The sequence below is a fragment of the Saccharothrix australiensis genome (genome assembly GCF_003634935.1).
GTDB lineage: Bacteria > Actinomycetota > Actinomycetes > Mycobacteriales > Pseudonocardiaceae > Actinosynnema > Actinosynnema australiense.
Window position 1 is genome coordinate 3,583,939 of record NZ_RBXO01000001.1, and the last position, 13,076, is coordinate 3,597,014.

1 protein-coding gene and 2 pseudogenes are annotated in these 13,076 nt (G+C 77.7%); all 3 read right to left on the reverse strand.

The window, feature by feature from the left end; all coding sequences use genetic code 11:
- Positions 1 to 4 precede the first annotated feature (4 nt).
- Positions 5 to 1,573, reverse strand: a complete 1,569-nt coding sequence (locus tag C8E97_RS15675; protein ID WP_121006232.1) for an acyl-CoA carboxylase subunit beta — start codon at positions 1,571 to 1,573, stop codon at positions 5 to 7.
- A pseudogene (locus tag C8E97_RS15680) lies at positions 1,573 to 7,734 on the reverse strand (thioester reductase domain-containing protein); the annotation flags it as partial. The pseudogene C8E97_RS15680 and the gene C8E97_RS15675, both read right to left, overlap by 1 nt.
- A gap of 46 nt (positions 7,735 to 7,780) precedes the next feature.
- Positions 7,781 to 13,069, reverse strand: a pseudogene (locus C8E97_RS15685) (beta-ketoacyl synthase N-terminal-like domain-containing protein); the annotation flags it as partial.
- Positions 13,070 to 13,076 lie beyond the last annotated feature (7 nt).

Here is a 13,076-nt window from a genome sequence, read left to right on the forward strand (position 1 = left end):
CCGGTCAGTACGGCGGGTTGCCGTGCTTGCGCAGCGGGAGGGGCCGGGTCTTGCGGCGGAGCATCGCCAGGCCCGCCGCCAGCGCGCGCCGCGTGTCCGCCGGGTCGATCACGTCGTCGACCAGGCCCCGCTCCGCCGCGTGGTACGGGTGCATCAGCTCCTGCTCGTACTGCTTGATCTTCTGGGCGCGCGCCGCCTCCGGGTCGTCCGCCGCCGCGATCTCCCGGCGGAACACCACGTTCGCCGCGCCCGCCGCGCCCATCACCGCGATCTCGTTGGTGGGCCAGGCGAACGACAGGTCGCACCCGATCGACCGCGAGTCCATCACGATGTAGGCGCCGCCGTACGCCTTGCGCAGGATCACCTGCACGCGCGGCACGGTGGCGTTGCAGTACGCGTACAGCAGCTTCGCGCCGTGCCGGATGATCCCGCCGTGCTCCTGCTCGCTGCCCGGCAGGAACCCCGGCACGTCGACCAGCGTCACCAGCGGGATGCTGAACGCGTCGCACGTCTGCACGAACCGCGCCGCCTTCTCCGACGCGTGGATGTCCAGCACGCCCGCCAGCGACGCCGGCTGGTTCGCCACGACGCCCACCACGTGCCCGTCGATCCGCGCCAACCCGCACAGCACGTTCGTCGCCCACCCCCGGTGCACCTCGAACAGGTCGCCGTCGTCGACGAGGGTTTCGACGACCCGCCGCATGTCGTAGGCGCTCGACGGGTCCGCCGGCACGATGTCCACCAGCTCCGCCGTCGGCCGGTCCGCCGGGTCGGCCGCCGCCACGACCGGTGGCTCCTCCCGGTTGTTGGCCGGCAGCAACGTGATCAGGTGCCGCACCTCGGCCAGGCACTCGGCCTCGTCCCGGTACACGAAGTGCGCCGCGCCGGACACCGAGCCGTGCACGCCCGCGCCGCCGAGCTGGTCGTGCGTGATGACCTCGCCGGTCATCGCGCGCACCACGTCGGGCCCGGTGATGTACATCTGCGAGATGCCCTCGACCATGAACACGAAGTCGGTCAGGGCGGGCGAGTACGTGGCCCCGCCCGCGCACGGCCCCAGGATCACGCTGATCTGCGGGATCACCCCGGACGCCCGGACGTTGCGGCGGAAGATCCCGCCGTACCCGGCGAGCGCCGTCACGCCCTCCTGGATGCGCGCGCCCGCGCCGTCGCTCAGGCTGATCAGCGGCGCGCCCGCGTCCACCGCCAGGTCCATCACCTTGTGGATCTTCTCCGCGTGCGCCTCGCCCAGCGAACCGCCGAAGATGCGGAAGTCGTGCGCGTAGACGAACACCTGCCTGCCCTCGACCAGGCCCCAGCCCGTCACCACGCCGTCGGTCGGCGGTCGCCGGTCCTCCAGGCCGAACGAGGTGGAGCGGTGCGTGCGGAACCGCTCGATCTCGTGGAACGTGCCGGGGTCCAGCAACAGGGCGATGCGCTCGCGCACGGTCAGCTTGCCGCGCGCGTGCTGCGCCTCGGTGGCCTTGGCGGACGGGCCCGCCTCGGCGGCGGCCCTGGCCTCGCGCAGCTCGGCGACCCTGGCCGGCAGGCCGGGCTTGACGTCGGTGGTCATCACGCACCCCTGTTCGTGGTGGCGGCGGGCGTGGGGAACCAGCCCGTGTCGACGAAGAACCGGACGTAGGTGTCGAACAGCTCCGGTCCGAGCGGCGGGCACACGACGCCGGAGCCGGCCAGGTCCCGCTCGGTGGCCGAGACGTCCATCGCCGGGTAGAAGCCCTCCGGGTCGTCGGTCATCAGCTCGAACGCGTGCAGCAGGGGCACCAGCGCGTTGTCCCGGTCGGCGCGGACCCGGTCGCGCCAGGTGTCCCGGTCGACCTCGGCCAGTTCGTAACCCGCCGCGCGCAACCGGTCGACGAACTCGGCCAGGTCCATCGTGGACTCGTTGTGCAGGTGGTAGGTGCCGCCCGCGCCCCGGTTGCCCAGCTCCACGACGGCCGCGCTGACGTAGTCCACCGGCAGCAGCCGGATCGGCGCGCGCAGCCCCGCCGGCACGGCCCGCGCCTGGAGGAGCCCCTTGAGGCTGAGCCAGATGAAGTCGCGCGTCTGGCACGCGCCGGTCCGCCGGTCGCCGCTGACCACGTCGACCCGGTACAGCGACACCGGCAGGCCGCGTTCCCGCGCCTGCTCCACCAACTGCTCGGCGACCCACTTGGTGCGCAGGTAGCCGCTGGGCAGGTCCTGCGGCGGCCCGGTCGGGTCGTCCACGCGGGTCGGGCCGCCGTGCGCGGCCTTGCCGGCGAACACGCCGACCGTGGACACCACGTGCACCGGCACGGCCCGGTGCCGCGACGCCAGCCGCAGCACCTCGGTGGTGCCGCCGACGTTGGCCGCGCGCAGCGCCTCGTACGGGTGCAGCCAGTGCACCGCCGCGCCCGCGTGGTAGACCACGTCGACGGTGCGGGCCAGCTCGTCGAACACCTCCGCGGGCAGGCCCAGCCCGGCTTCGGCGAGGTCGCCGGGGTGCACCCGGACGCGGGACAGGTCGACGTCGTCGGTGAGCCGGAACCAGTCCAGCGCCTCGACCAGCCGCCGGTGGCCGTGGTCGGCGTCGTCGGCGCGCACCAGGACGTGCACGACGTCGGCGGCCGTGCGGTGCAGCAGGTCACGCAGCAGGAACGCGCCGAGGAACCCGGTCGCGCCGGTCAGCAGCACCTGCGCGGGCGGACCCGTCGGCGTCGGGCCGCCGGGTCGGACGTCGTCGGGCAGGAGGGCGTCCGCGGCGTAGTCCGGGCCGGCGCCGCCGCCCGGCTCCTCCGCGCCGAAGTACTCCGCGCCGAGGAACGCGGCCAGCCGCGCGGCCGTCGGGTGGTCGAACGCCACCGTGGCGGGCAGCGCGTGCCCGGTGACCGCGCCCAGCCGGTTGCGCAGCTCGACCGAGGTGAGCGAGTCGAACCCGAGCTCGGGCAGCGGTTTGTCGGCGAGCGAGGCGTCGGCCGAGCCCAGGCCGAGCACCCCGGCGACCTGCTCCAGCACCAGCGCGAGCAGGGCGGCGGACCGCTCTTCCGGCGGCAGGTCGGCCAGGTCGGCGAACGACGGGCCGGCCTCGGTGTCCCGCGCGGCCGGCCGGGTCGTGGTGCGCAGCAGGCCGCGCAGCACGGCGGGCACCTCCGCCGCGGCGCGCAGCGGGCGCAGGTCGACCGGCGCGGCCACCACGGCGGCGGCCCCGGTGCCCAGCGCCGCGTCCAGCAGCGCCGGACCGCGCTCGCTGTCCACCGGCCGGAACCCGCTCGCCGCGATGCGCTTGCGGTCCACGTCGGTCAGCTCGCCGGTCAGCCCGCCGTCGCGGTCCCACAGGCCCCACGCCACCGACGCGCCCGGCAGGCCCCGGCCCGCGCGCAGCGCCGCGAGGCCGTCCAGGAACGAGTTGGCCGCCGCGTAGTTGCCCTGGCCCGGTCCGCCGAGCACGGCCGCGATGGACGAGAACAGCACGAACGCCCCGAGGTCCAAGCCCTCGGTCAGCTCGTGCAGGTGCCAGGCCGCGTCCGCCTTCGGCCGCAGCACGCCCGCCAGGCGCTCCGACGTCAGGTTGGTGACCAGGCCGTCGTCGTTGACGCCCGCCATGTGCACGACGGCGGTCAGCGGGTGCGCGGCCGGGATCGCCGCGAGCCGCGCGGCCAGCGCGGCGCGGTCGGACACGTCGCACGCGGCGATCGTCACCTCCGCGCCCAGGTCGGACAGCTCGGCGACGAGTTCCCGCGCGCCCTCGGCCTCGGCGCCGCGCCTGCTCAGCAGCAGCAGGCGGCGCACGCCGTGCGCGGTGACCAGGTGGCGGGCGAACAGGGAGCCCAGCGAGCCGGTGCCGCCGGTGAGCAGGACCGTCCCGCCGCTGAAGTCCGGGCGCTCGCGGGTCGGCGCGACGGGGCGCAGCCGGGGCACCCGGACACGCCCGCCGCGCAGCAGCACCTGAGGCTCGCCGGACGCCACCGCCGCGTCGAGGTCCGCGCCGGGCTCGGCGTCGACCAGCACGACCCGGCCGGGCGCCTCGGACTGCGCCGAGCGGACCAGGCCCCACACGGCCGCGCCGGGCAGGTCGGTCACCGCCTCGCCCACCGCGCCGCTGGTGGCCACCACGAGCGGGACGCCGGTGGTGCGGTCGTCGGACAGCCAGGCGCGCAGCCGGTCCAGCACGCGGGCCGTCACCTCGTGCGTCGCGGCCAGCGGGTCGCCGGTCGACGGCTCCACCCGCAGCAGCACGGCGTCCGCGGCGGCCGGGTCGGTGTCCGGGGTGCCCCAGCGCAGCGCGGGGACGTCGTCCACGGCGATCGGCGTCCACACCGTCTCGAACAGCGCGTCCGCGCCGCGCTCGGCGGGCTCGGCGGTGTCCGGGCGGGTGCGCACCCCGCCGACGGTGGCCACCACCGCGCCCGCCGGGTCGGTCAGCACCAGGTTGGTGCCCTCGGCGGTCCGGGTGATGCGGGCCCGGACCGTCGACGCGCCCGCCGCGTGCACCCGCACCGCCGTCCACGTGTCGGCCAGGCCGGGCGCGGTCAGCCGGACGGCGGCGGCCAGCAGCGCCGGGTCCAGCACGACACCCGCCGGCGGGGTCGTCGCCAGTTCGGCGAACACCTCGCCGCCCCGCCGCCACGCGGCCTGGACGACCGGGTCGCCCGACGGCAGCGGCTCGGCGTCGGCGGGCGGCCACGGCGTCGCCTCCGGCACGGCCGCCACCCGCACGCCCAGCACGCCCTCCGCGTGCCGCACCCACGCCGCCGCCGCGCCGTCCGGTCGCGAGTGGACGGTCACCGCGCGGCCGCCCTCCTCGTCCGGCGCGCCGACCCGCACCTGGACCTGGAGCGAGCCGCGCGCGGGCGGCACGAGCGGCGCGTCCACGGTGAGCCGGTCGAGGGTCGTGCAGCCGAACTGGTCGCCCGCCGCCACCGCCAGCTCCACCAGCGCGGTGTCGCCGTCGGTCAGCCAGGGGTGGGTGCGGGCCGACACCACGGCCGTGAACAGGCCCTCGTCCGCGCCCGCGACGGACAGCGCGGTGCCCAGCAGCGGGTGGTCGACGGCGGTCAGGCCCAGACCGCCCGGATCGGACGGACCCGCGTCCACCCAGTACCGGGTGCGCCGGAACGGGTAGGTCGGCAGCGCCACCGGGCGCGGCCTCCGCCCGCCCAGCACCGCCGACCAGTCCGGCGCGACACCGGCCAGAAACAGCGCGCCCGCCAGGTCGGACACCGCGAGCACGTCGTCGCCGTCCCGGCGCAGCGAGGCGATCGCCGTGTGCGGGCCCTCCAGCACGCGGGACACCAGCGGGGTGAGCACGGCGTCGGGGCCGAGTTCCACGAACACGGTCGCGCCGCGGTCGGCCAGCGCGCGCACGGCGTCGGCGAACCGCACCGCGCCGCGCATGTGCCGGGCCCAGTAGTCCGCGCCCACCGGGCCCGCCGCGACCAGGTCCCGCCCGGTCAGCGTGGACACGATCGGGATCGTCGGCTCGTCGAACTCCACCGACGCGCAGACCTCGGCGAACTCCGCCAGCACGGCGTCCACGTGCGGCGAGTGGAACGCGTGGCTCACCTCCAGCCGCTTGGTCCGCCTGCCCTCGGCGGCGAACCGGTCGGCCAGCGCGAGCACCGCGCGCTCGTCGCCGGACACCACCACGGAGTCGGGCGCGTTCACCGCCGCGATGTCCACCGCGACCCCGTCGACCAGCGGCCGGACCTCGTCCTCGCGCGCGTCCAGGGCGACCATGACGCCGCCGTCGGGCAGCGACTGCATCAGCCGGCCGCGCGCGGCGACCAGCGTGGCGGCGTCGCGCAGGCTGAGCACGCCGGACACGTGCGCCGCCGCCAGCTCGCCCACCGAGTGGCCGGCGAGCAGGTCCGGCCGCACGCCCCACGACTCCAGCAGCCGGAACAGCGCCACCTCCACCGCGAACAGCGCCGGCTGCGCGTACTCGGTGCGGGCCAGGCCCTCGCCGGTCGCGATCACCTCGCGCAACGGCCGCGCCAGGTGCGCGTCCAGCTCGGCGCACACCGCGTCGAACGCGACGCCGAACGCCGGGAAGTCCTCGCCCAGCGCCAGCGCCATCCCGACCCGCTGCGCGCCCTGCCCGGTGAACAGGAACGCGGTGCGCCCCGGCGCGGGCACGGCGGTCACCGGCGCGGCGCCGTCCGCCAGCGCCCGCAGCCCGGCGCGCAGCTCGGCGGGACCGTGGCCGGTGACGACGGCCCGGTGCTCCAGCGCGGCCCGGCGGGTGGCCAGGGCGTGCGCCACGTCCAGCGGGTGCTCGTCGGCGGTGGCCTCCAGCAGCCGCGCGGCGGCGTCCCGGACGGCCTGCGGCGAGCGCGCCGACAGCACCCACGGCACGGCGCCCGGCTGCGTCCCGGCCAGCGCGGGTTCCGGCGCGGGTTCCGGCGGGGCCTGCTCCAGGATCACGTGCGCGTTGGTGCCGCTCACCCCGAACGCCGACACGCCGGCCCGGCGCGGCGCGCCGGTCTCCGGCCACGGGCGCTCCTCGGTGAGCAGCTCCACGTTGCCCGACGCCCAGTCGATCAGCGGCGACGGCGCGTCCACGTGCAGGGTGCGCGGCATCCGCCCGTGCCGGATCGCCTGCACCGCCTTGATCACGCCGCCGACGCCGGCGGCGGCCACCGAGTGGCCCAGGTTGGACTTCAGCGAGCCGAGCCACAGGGGCCGGTCGCGCTTGCGCCCGTAGGTGGCGAGGATGGCGTGCGCCTCGATCGGGTCGCCCAGCCGGGTGCCGGTGCCGTGCGCCTCCACCAGGTCCACCTCGGCGGGGGTCAGGCGGGCGTCGGCGAGCGCCCGCCGGATCACCTCCTCCTGCGACGGTCCGCTCGGCGCGGTGAGGCCGTTGGACGCGCCGTCCTGGTTCACCGCCGAGCCGCGCAGCAGGGCCAGCACCTCGTGGCCGTTGCGCCGCGCGTCCGACAGGCGCTCCAGCAGCACCACGCCCACGCCCTCGGACCACGACGTGCCGTCGGCCGCCGCCGCGAACGACTTGGACCGCCCGTCCGGCGCGAGCCCGCGCTGGCGCGAGAAGTCCACGAACCCGCCGGGCGTCGCGGTCACGGTCGCGCCGCCCGCCAGCGCCAGCGCCGACTCGCCGCGCCGCAGCGACTCGGCCGCCAGGTGGATCGCCACCAGCGACGACGAGCACGCGGTGTCCACGGTGATCGCGGGACCGGTGAACCCGAAGGTGTAGGCCACCCGGCCGGACGCGACGCTGCCCAGCTTGCCCGTCATCAGGTAGCCCTCCAGCTCCGGAGGACCGGCGGTGCCCAGGTAGCTCTGCTCGACCAGGCCGCTGAACACCCCGACGGGCGCGCCGCGCAGCGCGGTCGGGTCGATGCCCGCCTGCTCGAACACCTCCCACGAGGTCTCCAGCAGCACCCGCTGCTGCGGGTCCATCGCCAGCGCCTCGCGCGGCGAGATCCCGAAGAACTCGGCGTCGAACTCGCCCGCGCCGTCGAGGAAGCCGCCGTGGCGGGTGTAGGACGTGCCGGGCGCGGTCGGGTCGTCGTCGTACAGGCGCTCCAGGTCCCAGCCCCGGTCGGCGGGGAACTCGGAGATCGCGTCCCGACCTTCGGCGACCAGCGCCCACAGGTCCTCCGGGGAGCGCACGCCGCCGGGGAACCGGCAGGCCATGCCGACGATCGCCACGGGCTCGCGGTCGCCTGCCTCCAGTTCGGCGATGCGGGCCTTGGCCCGCTTCAGGTCGGCCGTCACCCGCTTCAGGTAGTGGACGGCCTTCTCCTGCTCGTTCACGGGATTCCCCCTCGTCGTCGGGTGGCGGTCAGCCGAGCGGGCTGTCGAGTTCGCGGTCGATGAGGGCGAACAGCTCGTCGGTCGAGGCGTCGTCGAGGTCGTCCGCCGGCGTGCCGGCGTCGTCGGGGTCGCCGCCGGTGGCGGCGAGCCAGCGGGACAGGGTGGTGCGCAGCCGGGTGGTGATCTCCGCGCGCCGCTCGTCGCCCTCGGGGACGCGGTCCAGCGCCGCGTCGAGGTCGTCCAGGTCGTCCAGGACGGTCCGCTCGGCCGGGTCCGCCGGGAACCGGGCCAGCAGGTGGTCGGTGAGCGCGGCGGCGGTCGGGTGGTCGAACGCGACCGTGGCGGCCAGCGCGACGCCCGCCGCCGCGGCCAGGCGGTTGCGCAGGTCGATGGCGCTGAGCGAGGTGATGCCCAGGTCGGTCAGCGGCTTGTCGGCGGGCACGGCCTCCGGGTCGGCGTGCCCGAGCACGGTGGCCGCCGCCCGGCGCACCACGTCGAGCACGGTCGCGTGCCGCTCGGCCGGGTCCAGGCCGAGCAGGCGGGCGCCCAGGTCGCGCGGCGCGGTCGGCGCGGTGGCGGCCGTCGCGGCGCGCAGGACGACCGGGACGCGGGGTCGGGACCGGGCGGCGAGGACGTCGAGCGGGGTGGCGACGACGACGGGCGCGGCCACGGCGCGGGCGGCGTCGAACAGCGCCAGCCCCTCGGCCGGGTCGACGGGCCGCAGGCCGCCCTCGGCGAAGCGGGCGCGGGCGGCGGCGTCCAGCGCACCGGTCACGCCCCGGTCCCAGCTGCCCCAGGCGATGGCGGTGGCGGGCAGGCCCAGCGCCCGGCGGTGCTCGGCGAGGCCGCCGAGGAACGCGTTGGCCGCCGCGTACGCGCCGTGGGCAGGCGCGCCGAGGACGTCGGTGACGGAGGTGAACAGGACGAGGTCCGCGTCGCCCGCCAGTTCGTGCAGGTGCCAGGCGGCGTCCGCGCCGGGCCGCAGCGCGGCGTCGAGCGCGGCCCGGTCGAGCGCCGGGACCGTGGCGGTGGTCAGGGCGTTGGCGGCGTGCACGACCGCCGTGATCGGCCGCTCGGCCCGGTCCAGCGCGTGCCGCAGCGAGTCGCGGTCGGCCCCGTCGCAGGCCACCACCCGCGCGGACGCGCCCAGCCCGGCCAGCTCCGCCGCGAGGCCCCGGTCGTCGCCGCCGCGGTTGAGCAGCAGCAGGTGGCGCACGCCGTGCTCGGCGACGAGGTGCCGGGCGACCAGCGAGCCCAGCGCGCCGGTGCCGTAGACCACGGTGGTGCCCGCGGTGTCCCAGGCGGCCGGTCGGCCGGGTTCGGCGGTCACGAGGCGGGGGACGAGCACGCCGCCGTCGCGCACCGCGACCTGCTCCTCGTCGCCCACGGCGAGCGCCCGCAGGACGTCCGCGCCGGCCGGGCCGTCGACCAGGACGATCCGGCCCGGCTCCTCGGACTGCGCCGACCGCACCAGGCCCCACACCGCGGCCTCGGCGGGGGAGACGCGCTCGCCCGGCCGCGCGGCGACGGCCGACGTGGTGCGCACCAGCAGCCGGGTGTCCGCGAACCGCGCGTCGGCGAGCCACGCGTGGAGGGCGTCCAGCACCGCGCCGGTCCGCGCGCGGGCCTCGGCCGGGGCGTCGGCGGCGGTGTCGGGCACGCCCAGCACCACGGCGCGCTCGGTGCCGGCGACCTCGTCCAGGCCGGACAGGTGCCGCAGGCCCGGCACGGGCTCGCCCACGGTCACGACCTCGCCCGTGCCGGGGTCGGGCAGCGCCCGGCCGGTCCAGCCGACGACCCGCAGGGCGCGGGCGGCGCTCGCGGCGGCGTCGGCCCGCTCGACCTCCACCAGCCCGACCACCGCCGCCGCGCCCGAGTCGAACCGCACCCCGACCGCGCTCGTGCCGCCGACGGCGCCCGTACCGCTGTCCGGGCCCGCGCCGTTCGCGCCGGGGCCCGGCACGGCGACCGCGTCGCCCGGAACCGCCCCGTCGGGCCCGGCTGCCCCGTCGAACCCGCCCGCGTCGAACCCGCCCGCCGCCTCGTCGAGCGCGGCGGGAGCGACGACGGCGGTCGTGGTGGGCGCCTCGACCTTGCCGGCGCGGAGGTCGCGCCAGCGCAGCGGCACGCGGCCGGGCAGGACGTCGGCGAGCGCGCCGCGCCACACCGCCGGGTGCACCAGCCAGCGCGGGTCCGCCCCGTCCGGCACCGCGACGTCGACCGCCGTGCCGTCCGCGTCGGCCGTCGAGTCCTCGGCCCGGTCCAGCACGCCGGAACCCAGCCGGGTCCACTCGCCGTCGGCCTCCGCGTACACCGCGACCGGTCGCGCGCCGTCCGCCGACGGCCCGCCCACCCGGAGCTGCACGCGCGCCCCGGCGGCGGGCACGCCCACCAGGTCCAGGGCCCGCACGCGCGGGTGCTCCACCGCCACCCCGGCCCGCAGCACGGCGTCCGCGACCGCGAACGCCCGGTCCTGCGCCGCGTCCCCGGTCAGCGACTCCCCGGCCAGGGACCTCCCGGCCAGGGCGCCGCTGAACAGCCACTCACCGGCGGTGCCCGCCACCGGGTGCGCGTCGCCGAGCACCGGGTGGTCGAGCGCCGACCGGTCGCGCCGCGCGCCCGGCACCGGGTCCAGCCAGTACCGCCTGCGGTCGAAGGCGTAGGTGGGCAGGTCCACGCGGCGTGCGCCGGCACCCGCGAAGTGGGCCGCCCAGTCCACCGCGACCCCGCGCACGTGCAGGTCGGCCAGCGCGGCCGTGAACGCCTCGTCCTCGGCGCGGTCCCGCCGCAGCACCGCCACCGCGTCGGCGTCGGCGGACCGCGCGGACGGGGCGAGCACGGCGTCCGGCCCCACCTCCAGCATGGTGCCGAACCCGGCGTCGACCAGCGCCGCCACCGCCGCGCCGAACCGGACCGGGCGGCGCACCTGCCCGACCCAGTACTCGCGGTCCTGCCACTGGTGCTCCACCGGCGCGCCGGTCACCGTCGACACCGCGGGCACGCGCGGCCGGTCGAACGTCAGGCCCGCCACGACCTCCCGCAGCGCGGGCAGCGCGGAGTCCATGTGCGCCGAGTGGAACGCGTGGCTCACCGCCAGCGCCTTCACGCGGTGCCCGGCCGCCCGCACCTGCTCGGCCAGCGCGTGCACGGCGTCCGCGTCACCCGACACGACCACCGAAGCCGGCCCGTTGACCGCCGCCAGGTCCACCCCCGGCCGGTCGGCGAGCAGCGGCGCGACCACGTCCTCGCCCACCGCCAGCGCCACCATCGCCCCGCCGGGCCGGGCCGCCTGCATCAGCCGGCCGCGTGCCGCCACCAGCGCCGCCGCGTCCGCGAGGGACAGCACGCCCGCCACGTGCGCGGCGGTGATCTCGCCCAGCGAGTGGCCGGCGACGGCGGACGGCGTCACGCCCCGGTCGGCGAGCAGCCGCACCAGCGCCACCTCCACCGCGAACAGCGCCGGCTGGGCGAACTCCGTGCGGTCCAGGCGCTCCGGGTCGTCCAGCACCTCGCGCAGCGGCGCGGACAGGTGCGGGTCGAGCAGGTCGCACACCTCCTCGAACGCGGCGCGGAACACCGGGGACGCCGCCGCGAGCCGCTTGCCCATGCCGACCCGCTGCGCGCCCTGCCCGGTGAACAGGAACGCCACCCCGCCGTCGCCCCGCTCGCCGCGGACCAGTTCCGGCGCGTCACCGCCGTCGGCCAGCACCCGCGCCAGCTCCACCAGCCGCTCGGGTTCGGCGACCACCGCCGCCCGGTGCTCCAGCGCGGACCGGGTGGTGGCCAGCGCCGCGGCCACGTCCAGCGGGTCCAGCCCCGCCTCGGCCGCGTCGGCCACGGACCGGGCCTGGCCCGCCAGCGCGGCGGGCGTGCGGCCGGAGAACACCCAGGGCAGCACGGACGGCCGGCGCGAGCCGGGGTCCGCCGCTTCCGGTTCCGCGTCCGGCGCCTGCTCGACGATCACGTGCGCGTTGGTGCCGCCGAACCCGAACGACGACACACCGGCCCGCCTCGGCGCGCCGGTCTCCGGCCACGGCGTGCTGCCGCGCAGCAGCCGCAGCCCCGACGACGCCCAGTCGACGTGCGGCGTCGGCTCCTCCGCGTGCAGGGTGCCCGGCAGCACGCCCCGCCGGATCGACTCGATCACCTTGATGACGCCGCCGACGCCGGCCGCCGCCTGCGCGTGCCCGATGTTGGACTTCAGCGAGCCGAGCAGCAGCGGGCGGTCCGCCGGGCGGCCCGCGCCGTAGGTGGCGGCCAGCGCGTTGGCCTCGATCGGGTCGCCCAGGGTCGTCCCGGTGCCGTGCGCCTCGACCGCGTCCACGTCGGCCGGGCGCAGCCCGGCGTCGGCCAGGGCGGCGCGGATGACCCGCTCCTGCGCCCGGCCGTTGGGCGCGGTCAGGCCGTTGGACGCGCCGTCCGAGTTCACCGCCGACCCGCGCAGCACGGCCAGCACCCGGTCGCCGTCCCGCCGGGCGTCGCCCAGGCGCTTGAGCAGCAGCAGGCCCACGCCCTCGGCCCACCCCGTGCCGTGCGCGCCCGCCGAGAACGAGCGGCACCGCCCGTCCCGCGCCAGCCCGCCCAGCCGGGAGAACTCCACGAACGCCACCGGCGTCGACATCACCGTCACGCCGCCCGCCAGCGCCAAATCGCACTCGCCGCGCCGCAGCGCCTGCGCCGCCAGGTGCAGCGCCACCAGCGACGACGAGCACGCCGTGTCCACGGTGACCGCCGGCCCCTCCAGCCCGAACCGGTACGCCACGCGCCCGCAGGCGATGCTGCCCGCGCTGCCGCTGAACAGGTAGCCCTCGAACTCCTCGGGCGGCAGGCCGGGCCGGGCGCCGTAGTCGCTGTACATCACGCCGGTGAACAGGCCGGTGCGCGAGCCGTGCAGCGACTCCGGCGGCAGGCCGCCCCGCTCGAACGCCTCCCACGCGGTCTCCAGCAGCAGCCGCTGCTGCGGGTCGGCGGCCAGCGCCTCGCGCGGCGACATGCCGAACAGCGCCGCGTCGAACAGGGCCGCGTCGTGCAGGAACCCGCCCTCGCCGCTCGCCGACGTGCCGGGCCGGTCGCTGCCGTCGAGCAGGTCGGCCAGCGGCCAGCCCCGGTCGGTCGGGAACGGCGACACCGCGTCCACGCCCGCGTCGGCCAGCTCCCACAGCTGTTCCGGGGTCCGCACGCCGCCGGGGTAGCGGCAGGCCGCCGACACGACGGCGATCGGTTCCCGGCTGCTCTCCTCGACCGCCCGCAGCCGCGCCTTGGCGTCCTGCGCGTCCGCGATCGCGCGCTTGAGGTACTCCCGGAGCTTGTCCTCGTCTGCCACG

Bases quoted from the DNA above. Each gene is read 5' to 3' on its own strand.
- C8E97_RS15675 (WP_121006232.1), bottom strand. From the start codon at position 1,573: ATGACCACCGACGTCAAGCCCGGCCTGCCGGCCAGGGTCGCCGAGCTG.